At 62.8% G+C, this 17279-nt stretch carries 21 protein-coding genes; 11 read left to right on the top strand and 10 right to left on the bottom strand.

All coding sequences use genetic code 11. From position 1 onward, the window contains the following. Positions 1–9 precede the first annotated feature (9 nt). From C2L65_RS16585 to C2L65_RS16540, 10 genes are all read left to right on the top strand, one after another. Positions 10–861, top strand: coding sequence for an enoyl-CoA hydratase family protein (locus tag C2L65_RS16585; RefSeq protein WP_042304326.1), 852 nt, complete (start codon positions 10–12; stop codon positions 859–861). Between the two features lie 2 nt (positions 862–863). Beyond that, a complete protein-coding gene (locus C2L65_RS16580; RefSeq protein ID WP_042304327.1) occupies positions 864–2060 on the top strand; it encodes an acyl-CoA dehydrogenase family protein in 1197 nt (398 codons plus the stop codon). Continuing rightward, positions 2057–2500, top strand: a complete 444-nt coding sequence (locus C2L65_RS16575; protein ID WP_042304328.1) for an acyl-CoA thioesterase — start codon at positions 2057–2059, stop codon at positions 2498–2500. The genes C2L65_RS16580 and C2L65_RS16575 overlap by 4 nt, the downstream gene beginning before the upstream one ends. Then, the gene (locus C2L65_RS16570; RefSeq protein WP_042304329.1) at positions 2497–2895 is read left to right on the top strand and encodes a RidA family protein; all 399 of its coding nucleotides are present in this window, start codon (positions 2497–2499) and stop codon (positions 2893–2895) included. Before C2L65_RS16575 ends, C2L65_RS16570 begins: the two co-directional genes overlap by 4 nt. A 67-nt stretch (positions 2896–2962) precedes the next feature. Continuing rightward, complete coding sequence (locus C2L65_RS16565; protein ID WP_042304330.1) at positions 2963–4603, top strand: AMP-binding protein; 1641 nt, start codon at positions 2963–2965, stop codon at positions 4601–4603. Between the two features lie 75 nt (positions 4604–4678). Next, positions 4679–5902 (top strand): dienelactone hydrolase family protein, encoded by a 1224-nt coding sequence (locus C2L65_RS16560; RefSeq protein WP_042304331.1) that lies wholly within the window; start codon positions 4679–4681, stop codon positions 5900–5902. A gap of 115 nt (positions 5903–6017) precedes the next feature. Next, entirely contained in the window at positions 6018–6689 is a 672-nt protein-coding gene (locus C2L65_RS16555) for a glutathione S-transferase (protein ID WP_042304332.1), read from the top strand. Positions 6690–6822: 133 nt separating this feature from the next. Further along, positions 6823–8292, top strand: coding sequence for a DHA2 family efflux MFS transporter permease subunit (locus C2L65_RS16550; protein ID WP_042304333.1), 1470 nt, complete (start codon positions 6823–6825; stop codon positions 8290–8292). After that, on the top strand, positions 8289–8648 hold the full coding sequence (locus C2L65_RS16545; RefSeq protein ID WP_042304334.1) for a nuclear transport factor 2 family protein: 360 nt from the start codon (positions 8289–8291) through the stop codon (positions 8646–8648). Before C2L65_RS16550 ends, C2L65_RS16545 begins: the two co-directional genes overlap by 4 nt. Before the next feature lie 90 nt (positions 8649–8738). After that, positions 8739–9584: an AraC family transcriptional regulator gene (locus C2L65_RS16540; protein ID WP_042304335.1), complete on the top strand. Its 846-nt coding sequence runs from the start codon at positions 8739–8741 to the stop codon at positions 9582–9584. A 25-nt stretch (positions 9585–9609) separates the two neighbouring features. Here the strand turns inward: C2L65_RS16540 and C2L65_RS16535 are convergent, their stop codons facing one another. From C2L65_RS16535 to C2L65_RS16525, 3 genes are all read right to left on the bottom strand, one after another. Continuing rightward, positions 9610–10194, bottom strand: a complete 585-nt coding sequence (locus C2L65_RS16535) for a flavin reductase family protein (RefSeq protein WP_042304336.1) — start codon at positions 10192–10194, stop codon at positions 9610–9612. Between the two features lie 180 nt (positions 10195–10374). Then, the gene (locus C2L65_RS16530; RefSeq protein ID WP_042304337.1) at positions 10375–10701 is read right to left on the bottom strand and encodes a hypothetical protein; all 327 of its coding nucleotides are present in this window, start codon (positions 10699–10701) and stop codon (positions 10375–10377) included. 246 nt (positions 10702–10947) lie between these two features. Beyond that, on the bottom strand, positions 10948–12162 hold the full coding sequence (locus C2L65_RS16525; RefSeq protein ID WP_042304338.1) for a DUF2252 domain-containing protein: 1215 nt from the start codon (positions 12160–12162) through the stop codon (positions 10948–10950). A gap of 219 nt (positions 12163–12381) precedes the next feature. Here C2L65_RS16525 and C2L65_RS16520 point away from each other — a divergent pair, with 219 nt between their 5' ends. Further along, a complete protein-coding gene (locus tag C2L65_RS16520; protein WP_081920712.1) occupies positions 12382–13101 on the top strand; it encodes a GNAT family N-acetyltransferase in 720 nt (239 codons plus the stop codon). Positions 13102–13114: 13 nt separating this feature from the next. Here C2L65_RS16520 and C2L65_RS16515 read toward each other — a convergent pair whose 3' ends face one another. The 7 genes from C2L65_RS16515 to C2L65_RS16485 all read right to left on the bottom strand — a co-directional run bounded on the left by C2L65_RS16515 (position 13115) and on the right by C2L65_RS16485 (position 17279). Next, complete coding sequence (locus C2L65_RS16515) at positions 13115–13459, bottom strand: type II toxin-antitoxin system PemK/MazF family toxin (protein WP_042304339.1); 345 nt, start codon at positions 13457–13459, stop codon at positions 13115–13117. Positions 13460–13467: 8 nt separating this feature from the next. After that, complete coding sequence (locus C2L65_RS16510) at positions 13468–13740, bottom strand: AbrB/MazE/SpoVT family DNA-binding domain-containing protein (RefSeq protein ID WP_042304340.1); 273 nt, start codon at positions 13738–13740, stop codon at positions 13468–13470. 257 nt (positions 13741–13997) lie between these two features. Then, the gene (locus tag C2L65_RS16505) at positions 13998–14522 is read right to left on the bottom strand and encodes a GNAT family N-acetyltransferase (RefSeq protein WP_042304341.1); all 525 of its coding nucleotides are present in this window, start codon (positions 14520–14522) and stop codon (positions 13998–14000) included. A gap of 107 nt (positions 14523–14629) precedes the next feature. Further along, positions 14630–15106: a VOC family protein gene (locus C2L65_RS16500; protein WP_042304500.1), complete on the bottom strand. Its 477-nt coding sequence runs from the start codon at positions 15104–15106 to the stop codon at positions 14630–14632. 93 nt (positions 15107–15199) lie between these two features. Next, positions 15200–15685: a VOC family protein gene (locus tag C2L65_RS16495; RefSeq protein ID WP_042304342.1), complete on the bottom strand. Its 486-nt coding sequence runs from the start codon at positions 15683–15685 to the stop codon at positions 15200–15202. 138 nt (positions 15686–15823) lie between these two features. Beyond that, positions 15824–16069 carry a YXWGXW repeat-containing protein gene (locus tag C2L65_RS16490; RefSeq protein ID WP_007583010.1) on the bottom strand — a complete coding sequence of 82 codons (246 nt, stop codon included), beginning with the start codon at positions 16067–16069 and terminating at the stop codon, positions 15824–15826. 49 nt (positions 16070–16118) lie between these two features. After that, positions 16119–17279 (bottom strand): DUF1501 domain-containing protein, encoded by a 1161-nt coding sequence (locus tag C2L65_RS16485; protein WP_042304343.1) that lies wholly within the window; start codon positions 17277–17279, stop codon positions 16119–16121.

Genomic DNA, 17279 nt, shown 5'->3' with positions numbered 1-17279 from the left:
GAGACAACGATGACCCGTTCCGCTGCCGAAGCCCTGCTGGCCGGCAATCGCACGACGCTCGCCGCGTATGAGGCGAAGCACTTCGGCTGGTCCGTCAACGCGGGCGTCGCGACGATCACGCTGAACCGCCCCGAGCGCAAGAACCCGCTGACATTCGAATCGTATGCGGAGTTGCGCGATCTGTTCCGGCAACTCGCCTATGCAACCGACGTGAAGGTCGTCGTCATGCACGGCGCGGGCGACAATTTCTGCTCGGGCGGCGACGTGCATGACATCATCGCGCCGCTGATCGATCTGCCGATGCCCGAACTGCTGCTCTTCACGCGCATGACCGGCGATCTCGTGAAAGCGATGCGGCATTGTCCGCAGCCAATCATCGCGGCTGTCGACGGCGTCTGCGCAGGCGCGGGCGCGATTCTCGCGATGGCCTCCGACATGCGCCTCGGCACCGCGCGCAGCAAGCTCGCGTTTCTGTTCACGCGTGTGGGCCTTGCCGGTTGCGACATGGGCGCGTGCTCGATGCTGCCGCGCATCATCGGCCAGGGGCGGGCAGCCGAACTGCTGTACACGGGGCGCTCCGCGAGCGGCGACGAAGGCTACGCGTGGGGCTTCTACAACCACCTGTGCGCACCGGAAGCACTGCTCGACGAAGCGTCGAAACTCGCCGCCGATCTCGCCGCAGGACCAACGTTCGCGCACGGCGTTACGAAGAAGATGCTGCACCAGGAATGGAGCATGAGCATCGACGAAGCGATCGAATCCGAAGCGCAGGCACAGGCCATCTGCATGACGACGCGTGATTTCGAGCGCGCATATCGCGCGTTTGCGGCGAAATCGCGTCCCGTGTTCGAAGGAGACTGACCGTGAAGCCTAAAGATCCGCGCGGCGCATTGGCCTGGCCTTTCTTCGAAGTGCGTCATCGCGAACTGGCCGAAGGAATAGAAACCTGGGCCGCGCAGCATCTCGCACACGTGCCGCATGACGACGCCGACACGACGTGCCGCCAACTCGTGCGCGCATTGGGCGAAGCGGGCTGGTTGAAGTATGGCGTCGGCGGCGCGCAATACGGCGGACATGGCGACACGATCGACACACGCGCCGTGTGTCTGCTGCGCGAGACGCTCGCGAAACACGACGGACTCGCGGACTTCGCGCTCGCCATGCAAGGCCTCGGTTCGGGCTCGATCACGCTGGCAGGCACGCATGAACAGAAATCGCGCTATTTGCCGCGCGTCGCAAAGGGCGAAGCCATTGCTGCGTTTGCGTTGTCCGAACCTGAAGCAGGCTCCGACGTTGCGGCGATGAACTTGCAAGCGCGCGCGGAAGGCGACAGCTACGTGCTCGACGGCGACAAAACGTGGATTTCGAACGGCGGCATCGCCGACTTCTATGTCGTGTTTGCAAGAACGGGCGAAGCGCCCGGAGCGCGCGGTATCAGCGCATTCATTGTCGATGCCGACACGCCCGGTTTGCAGATCGCCGAACGCATCGACGTCATCGCGCCGCATCCGCTTGCGCGCCTGCATTTCGCCAACGCGCGCGTGCCGCGCAGCCAGATGCTCGGCGCGCCCGGTGAAGGCTTCAAGATCGCGATGCGCACGCTCGATATTTTCCGCACGTCGGTCGCGGCGGCATCGTTGGGCTTTGCAAGACGCGCGTTACAGGAAGGGCTCGATCGCGCCGCGTCGCGCAAGATGTTCAACCAGACGCTCGGCGATTTTCAGTTGACGCAGGCGAAGCTCGCGCAGATGGCGTTGACCATCGACAGCAGCGCTCTGCTCGTCTATCGCGCCGCGTGGCTGCGCGATCAGGGCGAGAGCGTCACGCGCGAAGCCGCGATGGCGAAGTGGCACGCAAGCGAAGGCGCGCAGCAGGTGATCGATGCCGCCGTGCAACTGTGGGGCGGCATGGGCGTGCAAAGCGGCACGACGGTCGAAAGGCTGTATCGCGAGATTCGCGCGCTGCGCATCTATGAAGGCGCGACGGAAGTGCAGCAACTGATCGTCGGACGCGATCTGCTCAAGGCGCACGCGGCTGCGCAGCAGGAACGCGAATCATGAGCGCAACGTTCGACATGCCCATGCGCATCCGCTTCGCGCACTGCGATCCGGCGGGCATCGTCTACTTTCCGCAGTATCTGGTGATGACGAACATGCTCGTCGAAGAGTGGTTCAACGAGCGCCTCGCCATCGACTACGCGCACATGATCCAGACGCGCCGCGTCGGCCTGCCTATCGTGAAGCTCGATTGCGAGTTTTCGAGGCCAAGCCGCATGGGCGAAACGATCACGCTTTCGCTGGATGTCACGCGCATCGGACGCCGTTCGATCAGTATCTCGATCGTCGCCACGTGCGCCGATGAAGTGCGCTTTCGCTCGGCGCAAGTGCTCGTCACGACATCGCTGGAGAGCGGCCAGTCGATCGACATTCCCAACGACATCGCCGCCGCGCTCGTGGCATTCGCGCCGCAGGCCGTTCAATCCGAGGAGCAACGCTCATGAAAAAACGATCGCTTCTGCCCGCAGGCTGGGTCAAGCCGAAGGGCTATGCCAATGGTGTCGCGGCGAACGGCACGCAGGTGTATATCGCCGGACAGATCGGCTGGAACGAAGAGGCGCGCATGACGAGCGACCGTTTCGCCGAACAGGCCGTGCAGGCGCTGCGCAACGTGCTCGCGGTACTGCGCGAAGCAGGCGGACAGCCTGAGCACCTCGTGCGCATGACGTGGTACGTCACCGACAAGCGCGAGTACCTCGCGTCGCTCAAGGAGATCGGCCAGGCATTCCGCGAATTGATCGGCGATTACGACATCGCGATGAGCGCCGTGCAGGTCGTCGCGCTGATCGAGGACGACGCCAAAGTGGAAATCGAAGCAACCGCCGTGATAACCGACTAGCCGCGCTGCGAGCCGCGCAGTCCAAACCATTTCGCACATCACGCACGTATGGCAGGGGAGTTTCATGATGGAACCGTCAGCTCACGTCGATACTTTCGCGCGCGATCACTTGCCGCCACAGGATCAATGGCCTGTGTTCCTGCTCGACAATCCGGACGTCGCATATCCGGCGCGTTTCAACTGCGCGACTGAACTGCTCGATCGTGCCGTCGAGAATGGCCATCGCGACCGGCCTGCGATCTGGTCCGACGTCGACGGCAAGCCGCACGCCACCACTTATGGCGAACTGCTCGCAATGGTCAATCGCAGCGCACACGTGCTGATCGACGAGATGGGTTTGCGGCCGGGCAATCGTATCTTGTTGCGCGGGCCGAACACGTTGCAGATGGCCGTCGCGTTTCTCGCGGCGTTGAAGGCGGGTCTCGTCGTCGTGCCGACCATGCCTTTGCTGCGTGCAAAAGAACTCAAGCAGATCGTCGACAAGGCGCAAATCGGTGCGGCGCTGTGCGACACGCGTCTGACGGAAGAACTCGCGCGCTGCGCGACGCAAGGCGATGAGTACTTTTGTGAAGGCCTGAAAAGCACGCTGCTCTTCCACGACGACGACGCGGCAGGTTCGCTTGAAACACTCGCCGCATCTAAGCCTCTTGAATTCAAGGCCTGCGACACAGCCGCAGACGACGTCTGCCTGATCGCCTTCACGAGCGGCACGACAGGCGCGCCGAAGGGCTGCATGCACTTCCACCGCGACGTGCTGGCGATGTGCGATCTGTTCCCGCGCCACATCCTGAAGCCGACCGTCGACGATATCTTCTGCGGCACGCCGCCGCTCGCGTTCACGTTCGGCCTTGGCGGGCTGCTGTGTTTTCCGCTGCGCGCGGGCGCATCGACGGTGCTGATCGAAAAGCAGACGCCCGAAACGCTGCTGCAAAACGTCGAGCGCTTTCAGGCAACCGTGATGTTCACCGCGCCGACGTTCTATCGGCAGATGGCGCCGCTGGTTCCGCGCTTCGACATTGCATCGCTGAAAAAGACCGTGTCCGCAGGCGAAGCGCTGCCCGATTCGACGCGCGCGCTGTGGCGCGAGGCGAGCGGAATCGAAATGATCGACGGCATCGGCGGCACTGAGCTGATTCATATTTTCATCTCGTCGGCGGGACACGATGTGCGGCCGCACGCGATCGGCAAGGCCGTGCCTGGCTATGTCGTGCAAGCCGTCGACGACGACATGCGCCCCGTGCCCACCGGCACGCTCGGCAAGCTCGCCGTGCGCGGACCGACGGGCTGCCGCTATCTCGCTGACGAGCGTCAGCTGAAGTTCGTGCGCGACGGCTGGAACCTGCCCGGCGATTCCGTCTATATCGACGCAGACGGCTACGTGTTCTATCAGGCGCGCGCCGACGACATGATCGTCTCGGCGGGTTACAACATCTCCGGCCCGGAAGTGGAAAGCGTGCTGATGCAGCACCAGGCTGTCGCCGAATGCGGCGTGATCGGCGTACACGATGAGACGCGCGGACAGATCGTAAAGGCGTTCGTCGTGCTCAATGCGGGCTATAGCGGCGATGAGAAACTGGTCGCGGAGTTGCAGGAATTCGTGAAGAATACCGTTGCGCCGTACAAGTATCCGCGCGTCGTCGCCTTCATCGACGCGCTGCCTCGCACGGAAACCGGCAAGATCAAGCGGTTCGCTTTGCGTGCGATGTAGCGCCTGACGCTTCATTCGATAACGGCGAGCGGCGATGCGCGCAGTCCCCGTCGTCCCACAATCGAGGAGCATTTGATGGCCGGTTCCTTTATCGAAGTCGCCGCTCGCGATGGCGGCCGTTTCAACGCGTACATGGCGCGCCCCGCGCAGGGGTCCGGTCCGGGCCTCGTTCTGCTGCAAGAGATTTTCGGCATCAACGACTATCTGAAGCAAACGGCCGACCGTTACGCCGAAGAAGGCTATGTCGTGCTCGTTCCCGATCTGTTCTGGCGCATGCAGCCGAATGTCGTGCTCGGCTACGACGGCGACGACATGAAACGCGCGCTCGACTTCCACGCGAAGTTCGATGTCGATCTCGCCGTGCAGGATATTGCCGCGACGCTCGATGCGTTACGCGCGCTGCCCGAGCAACAAGGCAAGATCGGCACGGTCGGCTATTGCCTCGGCGGCAAGCTCGCGATGCTCGCGGCTGCGCGCACGGACGTCGATTGTGCCGTGAGCTATTACGGCGTCGGGCTCGAAGCGTATCTGGACGAAGTGAAGAACATTCGTTGCCCGATGGTGTTTCACTTCCCCGAGAACGACGCGTACTGCCCGCCGCCCGTGCGCGAGCAGATCATGACCGCGCTTCGCGCGCATCCCAACATCGAGCAGTATGTGTATCCCGGCTGCGATCACGCGTTTGCCGCGCCCGCGCGCCCGCAATACGACAAGCCCGCCGCGCTGATGGCGTACTCGCGCACGCTCGCGCTGCTGCGCAAGGTGCTTGGCCCAATCTACGATCTGAATACGCTGTGGGAACAGCACTGCTACTTCGAGTTCGCGACGCGCGACGTCGAAGCCGTGATGCCGACGATGGTCACGCAACCGTACGTCAACCACGTGCCAACCATGACGGGCGGCGTCGGTTATGACAATCTCAAGCGCTTTTACACGAATCACTTCGTCAATTCGAATCCGCCGGACACGAAGCTGATTCCGATTTCGCGGACCATCGGTTCCGATCGCATCGTCGACGAATTCATCTTCGCCTGCACGCATAGTTGCGAGATCGACTGGCTCCTGCCGGGCGTCGCGCCGACGGGCAAATACTTCGAGGTGCCGATGCTCGCCGTCGTCTGTTTTCGCGGCGACAAGCTATATAACGAGCATATCTATTGGGATCAGGCTTCCGTGCTCGTGCAGGTCGGCTTGCTCGATCCGAAGGGCTTGCCCGTTGCGGGCATTGAAAGCGCTCGCAAGCTGCTCGATGAGAAGCTGCCGTCCAATCGGTTGATGGGCGACAAGTGGTCGGCATGATGGTTGCTCGTACAACGTAAAGCATCGCGAAGAATAGAGGCCGCCCTCTCGCGCGGCCTCGTATGATGTTCGCTCCGCCGATACACGGCCTTTTCGCGCGACTCGCCGCCCGCTCATGCTCACCGTCCACCACCTGAACAACTCCCGTTCGCAGCGCGTGCTGTGGCTGCTCGAAGAACTGGGCGTGCCGTACGAAATCAAGCGTTACCAGCGCGATCCGAAGACGATGCTCGCGCCGCCCGAACTGCGGGCCATTCATCCCCTCGGCAAGTCGCCCGTCGTCACTGATGATGGTCAGACCCTCGCTGAATCCGCCGCGATCATCGAGTATCTGCTCGAACGTTATGGACAAGGCCGCTTCGAACCGGCTGCCGGCACGCCCGACCGCCAGAAGTTCAGATACTGGATGCACTATGCGGAAGGCTCTGCGATGCCGCCGCTGTTGCTGAAGCTGGTTGCGCTGCGCATCGGCAGCGCGCCAATGCCGTTCTTCGCGAAGCCGATTGCGAAGAAGATTTCGTCGACGTTGCAATCCACCTTCATCGATCCGCAGATTGCGCTGCATATGAGTTTTATCGAAGATTCGCTGCGCAAAACCGGCTATTTTGTCGGCAGCGAATTCACGGCCGCCGATATTCAAATGAGCTTCCCGCTCGAAGCCGCCACCGCTCGCGGCAACCGCGATGCGAAATATCCGTCGGTCGCTCGTTTTCTCGACACGATTCATGCCCGGCCCGCCTATCAGCGCGCGCTAGAACGCGGCGGCAAGTACGATTTATTGAGCTGAAACGTGTCGATTCCGGCTGCATTCGATCGTCGTGTTAAGTAGAAACGTGCGCGAGCAGGGAATTGCAGTTGCCGTCTGGAACGGATGCTCGCTAGACTGAAAGCGCATCGACAGCCAAGGAGGACACGCGCGCATGACGCATAACATCGAAGGCAAAAAACGCTGGCTTGCACTGATCGTGCTATGCATGGGCGTGCTGATGATCGTGCTCGATACGACGATCGTCAACGTCGCCCTGCCGTCGATCGCGGCCGATCTGGGCTTCTCCGAAACCGCGCTCGTGTGGGTCGTCAATGCGTACATGCTGACCTTCGGCGGCTTTTTACTGCTCGGCGGACGGCTCGGCGATCTGTACGGACACCGCAAGCTCTTCCTCGCGGGCATTACGCTGTTCACGCTGGCGTCGCTCGCATGCGGACTCGCGAACTCGCAGGTCATGCTGGTTTGTGCCCGCGCGATTCAAGGTCTGGGTGGCGCGGTCGTGTCTGCCGTCTCGCTGTCGCTCATCATGAATCTGTTCACCGAAGAGGGCGAGCGCGCCAAGGCGATGGGCGTCTACGGCTTCGTGTGCGCGGGCGGCGGCAGCATCGGCGTGCTGCTCGGCGGATTGCTGACCAATCTGCTGAGCTGGCACTGGATCTTTCTCGTCAATCTGCCCATCGGAATCGCCGTGTATGGGGCTTGCATCGCGCTGATGCCGGCGGGCCGCGGACACGCGCATGGCGAACGGCTCGACGTTGCGGGCGCGACTACCGTGACTGCGTCGCTGATGCTGGCCGTCTACGCGATCGTCAACGGCAACGAGGCGGGTTGGCTGTCCGCACAAACCGTCGGCCTGATCGTCATCGCGCTGGCGCTGCTCGGTGCGTTTCTCGTCATCGAGGCGCGCGTCGCGCACCCGTTGATGCCGCTCAAGCTCTTCACGTTGCGCAATGTCGCGACGGCCAACGTAGTCGGCGTGTTGTGGGCGGCGGCGATGTTCGCGTGGTTCTTCATCTCCGCGCTTTATTTACAGCGCGTGCTCGCCTACGCGCCGCTTCAGGTCGGCCTCGCATTTCTGCCCGCGAACCTCATCATGGGCTTCTTCTCGCTCGGCCTGTCGGCGCGCATGGTGATGCGCTTCGGCATCCGGAGGCCGCTCGCCGTTGGTCTCTTTCTCGCGGCACTCGGGCTGCTGCTGTTTGCGCGCGCCCCCGTCGATGGACACTTCGTCGTCGATGTGTTGCCCGGCATGGTGTTGCTCGGCGTGGGCGCGGGCGTCGCGTTCAATCCGATGCTGCTCGCCGCGATGAGCGATGTCGATCCGGCCGATTCCGGGCTCGCGTCGGGCATCGTCAACACGTCGTTCATGATGGGCGGCGCATTGGGACTCGCAGTGTTGGCGAGTCTCGCGGCTGCGCAATCGGCGAACAGCGGTGCGCAGCAAGCCGATACGCCCGCTGCGCTCGCGAGCGGCTATCACGTTGCGTTTCTCGTCGGCGCGATCTTTGCAGCCATGGCTGCGACGATCGGCGGCGCCTTGCTGCGGGCCGCCTCACCCTCCGCCGCGCAACGGGAGCGCGACGACGACACGTTGAAGCAGCAAATGGAGCAATCGCCATGAGCAAGACCACGGATGTTCCCGATCTGGTTCGCCGCTGCTTCGCGGCGTATCAGCACAAGGACCGTGCTGCGATCGAAGCGATCCTCGCCGACGATTTTCATTTCACGAGTCCACGCGACGATCATATCGACCGGCGCGAATACTTCGAACGCTGCTGGCCGTTCAACGAACAAGTCGAGTTCTTTCAGATCGAGAAGCTGTTCAGCGAAGGCAACGAAGCGTTCGTGCGTTATGCGTGCAAGCCGATGAATCGCGAGGCGTTTCGCAACACCGAGTTCTTCCGGGTCGAGAACGGCAAGATCGTCGAAGTGCAGGTCTATTTCGGTTCGCCCGCGAACGACGTATCGGCGGATTGACGAGCCGCTGCATCTGCAGAACCGCAAGCGCGATCAAATGAACGGTCCGTCCGATCGATATGCTGGGTTCATGCCGAAACGAGAGTCCGTATGAACTTGATCGGAAACCCTGCGGGAAAGGCGTTGTGGTTTATCGAAAGCCACTTCCATGAGGAACTGTCGCTCGACGATATCGCCAGTTGCGGTCGCGTCTCGCGCTTTCATCTGTCCCGCGCGTTCGAAGCGGCAACGGGCTTTGCGGTGATGCGCTACGTACGCGCGCGCCGCCTGACGGAAGCGGCGCGGCGACTTGCGCGCGGTGCGCCGGATATCCTCGCCGTCGCGGTCGATGCGGGTTACGGCTCTCACGAGGCATTCACGCGCGCGTTTCGCGAGCAGTTCGGGCTCACGCCCGAAGCGTTGCGCGCGCAAGGTCATCTCGACAACCTCGCACTCATGGAGCCGATCAAAATGGATGAATCACTTCTTGCCCATCTGGAGCCGCCACGTTTCGTGGACGGCAAACCGTTGCTCGTCGCGGGATCGAGCGAACGCTATCACTGTGAAAGCAGTTCGGGCATTCCCGCGCAATGGCAGCGTTTCAACGCGATCTTCGGCAAGGTGCCCGGACAGATCGGCCGCGTCGCGTACGGCGTGTGCTACAACGCCGACGACTCCGGCAACTTCGATTATCTGTGCGGCGTTGAAGTCGCCGATTTCTCGGGCTTGCCCGACGAACTAAGCCGCGTGCGCATCGGCACGCAGCGCTATGCGGTGTTCACGCACAGCGAGCACATTTCGACGATACGCCGCACGTGGAACACAATCTGGAACAAATGGCTGCCGGAATCCGGGCACGCGCCCGCCGATGCGCCCAACTTCGAACGCTACAGCGAGCAGTTCAATCCCGTGACGGGCATGGGCGGCGTCGAAATCTGGCTGCCGCTCAGGAACTGAAGCGCGAACTCAGCGCAGACGCGAATCAGCGCGTGCCGCCAACGGGCGCTGCTTCGACTTCGAATGTGTCGCCCGTTTCGAAGAACGTGCCGCCCGCGACGTAATGGCAGGTGCGCATGTCGTGATCGTCGCCGAAGTGCCAGCGGTTGTCCGAGTAGACGCGGCTGTCCGCGTAGCACGCGACCACTTCGGCGAGGATCAGATCGTGCCGCTGGGCGTCGTCGGGAATCACCTTGCATTCGAACCACGCCACACACCCTTCCAGCATCGGCACGTCGATCTTTTCGGCCGGAAACGTCTCGAGCTGGAGCGCGGTGAACTTGTCGATTTCGACGCCGGCGTTCGAGCCGACCGCGAGCGTATGGCGCGCGAAGCCGCGCGTGGGGAGTTGCAGGCCGAATACGCCGCTCGCTTCGACCAGTTGACGCGTCAATGTCTTCGCGTCGATCACGACGACGAGTTTCGGCGGCGTGAAATCCAGCGGCATGGCCCACGAAGCCGCCATCACGTTCGAGCGCCCGTCGTGTGCGCTCGTGATCAACGTGACGGGACCATGGTTCAGAAGGCGCGTCGCGCGCGCCAGATCGACGGGTTGCCGGAATGATTGCATGAGAGACCTTCGCGATATCGATCGCTGCATTCTAGCGAAGGCGGGCAAAACGCGAAGCTTGCGTGTCGTGGCGGAAAAGTTGCCGGACGAGCGTGCGTTGTGCGACATGCAGATGCAAAAACTCGGGGCAAAAAAACGGCGGCGCCAATGCGCCGCCCGCAGATCCGCATGGATGCAAATTCAGTGCGTAGTAGGTGGCTTGCCGTGCGTGACGTCGAGCGGTTTGTGCGCTTCGCCGTTCGCGCCGGGGAAGAAGGCGTTCCATGCGGCGCGCACGCCCTCGGCTGCCGTGGCCTCCGCGTCGATGGTTTCCGGTTCGTCCACGCGCGCGGGATCTTCGCTCAGTCCGCGCCAGTGGGTGAACACGAGAAGCGGTTTCTCCGACCATCCGCCTTCGATAAATTTAGCGAATGCCGTGTCTCCGCTCACCAGCTGGACTTCGTACCACCCATCTCGCACGGGCGCAAAGTCGTCCAGCGGGTACCATGCGGTCGCTTCGATTTCCATAGTGCCGTCTCCTGTCGTGGAAGTGACTCATAGGGAGGCATTGTTTATGCCTTACGGGCGGCGCGCCCGCTCACGGCGTCGGGTCATGGCGCGGTCCGGGATTTGCAGGGCGAACGGACCCAGAAAACGACGCACTTTTTGACCACGACGCACCACCAGATTTACACATCTCGCCTGTCGCCGTAAAGCCCGGCAACATATTCGGATTTATCGAACGTACGGTCCGAAACGTTCGGCCGCGAGCATTCACGCTTTCGCCTTCAGCGTAAAGGCGCCGCGATCGAACGCTTCGCAGTATGCCTTCCAGTCGCTGACGACCTGCGCTTCGCACTGTGTCGCGAGTTCGATCAACGGCAATTGCCATTTGCTGTCTTCGCCGAACGCGATCAGGTCGTCGGCGATCGCGGAAGTCTGCCTTCCGCTGCTGCGGAAGTGTGCCCACGCGACCAGCTCGGCCATGTTGCGCACGACGGATTCCAGCCTCGGCAGCTTGCCGTTCCAGTTGTCGAGCGCGACGCGGTCTTCCGATGGCTGCAGGCCGCGCAGCACGAACGGCCGCTGTTCGAACTCGACGGCATGCAGAAAGGCCTGCGACACCACCTGATTGCGCCTCTGAATCTCGACGACGCGCTCGGCCTCGCTGCCCCATTTGGGCTGCGGCGTATGGACGTTCGGCGCGGTGGCGGACGGCAAAGCCAGCTTCATGTCGAGCAGGTAATTGCCGTCGGGCGAGCCCTTGCCTTCGACGAGAATCACATAGCGCTCGACGCCCAGACTGCCCGTACCGGCAATGCGGCGCGCGACGTCGATGATCTCGTAGAACTGCGGATTCGGCTCGCGCTTCGCGAAATCGTTCATGAACGCGACGACCTTGGCGCGTGCGTCGGCCGTGACAGGCAGCGCCTTCTTGCCGTCGACGCGCAGCGTCCGCTTTTTCCCCTTCAATTCGGTGCGCCGGTTCAGGTGATCGACGCGCGAGCGCTGATGCAAAGCCGCGAACAGTTCGCCGACCATGCCCTCGGCCGTCTCCTCTTCGATCCAGCGCGCCTTGCCAAAACGCAGCGCGGCGGCGTAGGCGTCGGTAAGTGTGTGGCACAGCGCGAGCGCCTCGGCGCGACTAAGCTTCAGGTCGTCGGCGGCCACCAGCACGCTCGACAGCAGACGGATCATTTCGTACAGGCACGGCGCAAGACACGCCTCGTCGAAATCATTGATGTCGAAATAGATGAGCCGGTTATCGCCCTTGTAGCTGCCGAAATTCTCCAGATGCATGTCGCCGCAGATCCACGCGTGCGGCGAGCCGTCCAGCACCGTGCCTTTGGACAGACGCTTGTAGAACAGATGACAGGTTCCGCGCAGAAACACGAATGGCGACGCGCGCATGCGCGCGTATTTCATCGCGAGGCGGTCGGGGTCACGGCCCGCATTGAACCGGGCGATTTCATCAGCAACGTCGAGCATGCGGACCTCTCACGAATGGGGAATGATCGCGATCATTCTGAACCAGCAGCCTTTCACTTCCAAACGTTCGCAATCGGCGCACGTTTCACGACCGGCGGCGAGACACCACGACGCTGGCTCCATCGAATCGCGCCCACCTGGTTCTTACGGGCGCGCGGCCTTTGCCGTATCTTGCGCGCTTGGCATACTTCAAAACGCTACACGCGACGGGAGAATGACGTGGTGCAACGAGTCAACGAATACGGCCAGGCTATCGGCGAACCCATGCCACAGTGGCAGCCCGCGAAGGCACCAGGCAATCAGCCGATGACAGGCCGCTACTGCCGGCTGGAACGGGTCGACGTCGAACGCCACGGGGACGATCTGTACGACGCCTACAGCGCCGCGCCCGACGGCCGCGACTGGACCTATCTTTCGGTAGGCCCGTTCGACACGCGGGAAGCGTACCGCGACTTCCTCGCCTCCTGCGCGGCTTCCCCCGACCCGCTGCATCACACCGTCATCGATCTCGCGACGGGCAAAGCCATCGGCACGCTTTCGCTGATGCGGATCGACAAGGCGAACGGCGTGATCGAAGTCGGCTTCGTCGTGTTTTCGCAGCGTCTGCAAAAGACGCGCATGGCAACGGAATCCATCTTCCTGTTGATGCAGCGCGTATTCGACGAACTCGGCTACCGGCGCTTCGAATGGAAATGCGATTCGCTGAATGCGCCTTCGCGCGCCGCAGCGGCCCGCTTCGGCTTCACGTACGAAGGTATCTTCCGCCAGGCCGTGACTTACAAAGGCCGTAACCGCGATACGGCGTGGTTCTCGATCATCGACAGCGAATGGCCGGCGCTGCGCGCCGGCTTCGCGCAATGGCTCGACGAAGCGAACTTCGACGTGCAGGGCACACAGCGGCGCACGTTACAGGCGTGCATTGCGGCACAACACCCGTAACGCAGCGACACCGTTACATCATCAGGAATGCTTTCAAACTGCGGCGGATCGCATCCAGTTCTGGCTGCGCGATCCGCTCTTCCCTGAATTCACCGCGCCGCGCCACCCAGTCGAGCGTGGTGATCTGGTCGATCAGCGCGACGCACGGCTTTGACAACGCGGAGACGGGAATCTCCGTCGAAAAGCCGCGTATCTTCGACGTACACGGCACGGCGACAATGCGCTGTGCGGGACCGTTGTGCTCGTCGTGCGACAACACCACCACGGGCCGAGGATAACTGCCGCCCTGCTCGTGCCCGACCACGGGTTCGAGACTCATCCACCACACATCGCCGATTTCGGGAACGCCGTTCTTCATGTTGCTCCTTACCAGTCGTCCTGGTCCGTTGGATCGGCAAGTTCGGAACCCACAGCCACGCCAAGATTGATGGTCGGATGCACGTCGCCGGGCCGCGCCGCGAGTTGCTCGCGATACTCGTCCCAATTGAACGTCCTGATGGCGGGCGTTGCGACGAGCGCTCCATCCGCTACCACCATGTCGACTTCCTGATCTTCGCGCAGGTGCAGTTCCTCCGCCAGGCTTGCGGGAATGCGCACCGCAAGACTGTTGCCCCACCGCTTGATTGTCTGAATAGCCATAGCCCCACCTTCGCCCGAGAAATCCAGATACACGATTGCCTCCTTTGAAACCCCACGAGGGAGCAGAAGCGCCGCGCGTATCTACAATGTAGATACCATGATGCTACGCGGCGCAGGTTGATGTGTCAACGCTGTATCTACGTGCGACTGGGTGGTTCAGATGACCGATGCATTCGCGCAGTCAATATCGCATCGGCGGCGGCCTCAAACAATTCGGCCGGAAGATATAGGAACCCTAGGAAAAGCCCGAAAAACTCCTAGACAGCGCGGCAAAACACCCCGGTCGGATGCCCTTTGTATGTCGCCTGCCGCGCCTCGACGTAGCCGCATTTCGCAGCAACCCGCCGCGACGCCACGTTGTCCGGCGCGATGATGCACACGGTCTCACGCTCAGGCCATTTCGCATCGGCCCAAGTCAGCGCGCCGCGCACGGCTTCCGTCGCATAGCCGATGCCATGCATCGACGGCATCAACGCCCAGCCGATCTCGGGTGCGCCGAGCGGCGGCTCGATGTCGCGCTGGTAGTCCGCAAAGCCGATCTCGCCGACGAACCGGCCGCTGTTTTTCTCGCGGATCACCCAGTAGCCGTAGCCGAGCAGCGCCCAGTGCCCGGCATAGCGCAGCAGCCGCGACCATACCTCTTCGCGGCTGAACGGCTTTCCGCCGATAAAGCGCGTAACGGTCTCATCGGACCACAGCGCGTAGCTCTCGTCGAAGTCCTCGCGAACATGCGGACGCAAGATCAGACGATCGGTTTCAAGCTCAAGGACGGAAGGATTCATCGCGCGTACCCGGCAGGAGCCGGTAGAGAGGAAAGCGCCGATGATCGCAGATACGCGCGCCGCAGCAAAAGCCATTCACGCGCGGCGCGCGCCACGCTCAACAGAAATCACTGCCCGTTAAAAGCCGCTTCGAGCGCCTTTACGTCGAGCTTCACCATTTGCATCATGGCCTGCATCGCGCGTTGAACCTTCGTCTGATCCTTGTCCGTCAGAAACTTCATCATCGCGGTCGGCACGATCTGCCACGACACGCCGTACCGGTCCGTCAGCCAGCCACATTGCACCGGCGAGCCGCCGCCTTCGAGCAGCTTGTCCCACAACGTGTCGACTTCCTCTTGCGATTCGCACTTCACGAACATCGAAATCGCCGGAGAAAACTTGTACTGCGGGCCGCCGTTCAACGCGAGGAATTCGCGGCCTTCCAGATGGAAGGTGATCGTCAGCACTTCACCCGCCTTGCCGGGCATCGACTCGCCGTAATGCGTGATGTCGCCGATGCTCGAATTCCCGAAGATGCCCGTGTAGAACCGGACGGCTTCCTCCGCATTGCCGTCGAACCACAGGCACGTGGCAATCTTGTCCATCACATCTCCTTGGATGGTTGTATCGGGCGCGGCAGCGGGCGGTGAAATGCGCGATGCATCACCGCGCATCGATTCACGCGCCCGCGACGGTCGTTATTGACGGCCTTGCGCCATCTGCTCCATCGCCGATTTCATTTCGTCGGGCGTGACGTCGCGCTTGTGCGTCGCGACGGACCAGCGGTGGCCGAACGGATCTTCGACCTGTCCGTAACGGTCGCCCCAGAACATGTCGGTGGCAGGCATGATGACCTTCGCGCCCGCTGCCGCTGCCTGTGCGATGGTGGCGTCCGCGTCGTTGACATACAGATGCAGCACGACGGGCGTGCCCTTCAGTTCCTTCGGCCCGAACGACGCGCCGTTGCCGCAATCGGGCATTTCGTCGACCAGCATCAGCGTCGAATCGCCAATTTTCAGCTGCGCGTGCATGATCTTGCCGCCGGGACCGGGCAGGCGCACCTGCTCGACTGCATTGAACGCTTTCTTGTAGAACTCGATTGCTTCGGCCGCGCCCGCAACGATGATGTGCGGTGTCAACGTGTGCATCCCTTCGGGGATGGGCTTGACGGCTGGCGTGGACATGATCGTGTCTCCTGAGGTGAAGAGTTTCATGAGTGACGAAGTTTCGCCCGATTAGCGAGTCTTCACCACTACGACGAGTGAACCACCTTCAGATCGACACGCGCGACCGTTATTTTTTTCGAACCGGATCGAACGGGGTCAAACGGGCCGCCAGTGCCCCGGCACCCATGCCCAGTGATTGCCTTCCCAGCGATAGTGACCCTTCACCCACCGATACCCCGGCGCAGGCGCCGCGGGTATCACCTCCGCGACGGGCGCGGGCTGCGCCGGCCGTGCGGGCTCGACGACATAGCAGGCGGAAAGTGTCGATGCGCAGAGCGTGGCCGCCAGCAGCGCGCGCAGTTTCGTAGATTTCAGGTTCAGGCCATTCATCGTCGAGTTCATCTCCCTGTTCATCGGTTGTTGGCTTGATTGTTAAACCGGCTCGAGCGGCCTACACGCGAATCAGGCCCGTCATCGGCTGCACGCTGCCCGCTTGCGCGAACAGCGTGCGCGAAGTCCGGTGCGGATCGAGCCCGAGGCTTTCGCTCGCGACGCCCGTAATCAACGAATCGAGCGACGCCGTCGGCTTCAGGTCGCGCGCCTGGTACAGATCGCCTTGCCGCAAGCCCGGCCAGTCGGCGACGACGCGCCCGCCCGCCACCGCGCCGCCGATCACCATCGCCACGGATGCCGTGCCGTGGTCCGTGCCGCCCGTCCCATTCGCCGCAGCAGTCCGGCCGAATTCAGTGGCGACCAGCACCGTCGTCTTGCTCCACGCCGGTCCGAGTCCGTCGCGTAATGCAGCGAGCATCGTGTCGAGCGCCTTGAGTTGCGCGGCGAGGCGCGGCATCTGCGCGCTGTGTGTGTCCCAGCCGCCCGTTTCGATCATCGCGATACGCGGCCCGTCTTCGCGCGACAAAAACCCGGCCGCCAGCTTGCCGAGACTCGCCGGGTCCTGGCGCGCGCCCGCATCGCCCGCGAGACCGCGCGCCGCCATCGCCGATTCCCACAGCGGACGCAACTGCGCGTCCTGTTCGTAGAGTTGCGAGACGCGTGTGAGCAGATCGTCGGGCGCCTGCGGCAGCCCGGAAGGCGCATACGACGCGACGTTCGACGCGCCGCGCAACGCCATCGGCACGGTCGGCGCGAACGCGATCGCGTTCTCGTGCGTCGTCGACGCTGCGCCCGGCATCATGCCGACGAGCCGATTGAGCCAGCCGTCCTTCACCTGATACGCGGACGATCCGCCCGTCTCCAGCACGTTCTGTCCGTCGAAATGCGAGCGGTCCCGATACGGCGACGCGACGGCATGCACGAACAGCGCCTCGCGCCGCCCGTACATCTGCCCGATCTGCACGAGCGACGGATGCAGCGCGAACGTGCCGTCGAGCTTCGTCGAAGCCGACGTATCGACGGCCAGCGCGCCTCGCAGCGTCGCATACGCCGGGTCCGCATACGGCACGACGATGTTCAGCCCATCGGCCGCGCCGCGCTGGATCACGAACACGAAGCGGCGGTCGGTCGCAGCGCGCGCGAACACGATCTGCGGCGCGACGAGCATCGCGCCCGCGCCAGCGGCTGCAATGCGCACGAAACTGCGGCGAGTGAGCAT

This window comes from Paraburkholderia terrae, assembly GCF_002902925.1.
Taxonomy (GTDB): domain Bacteria; phylum Pseudomonadota; class Gammaproteobacteria; order Burkholderiales; family Burkholderiaceae; genus Paraburkholderia; species Paraburkholderia terrae.
Note: the sequence above shows the minus strand (reverse complement) of the source record. Positions and strands in the feature narration are given on the sequence as shown.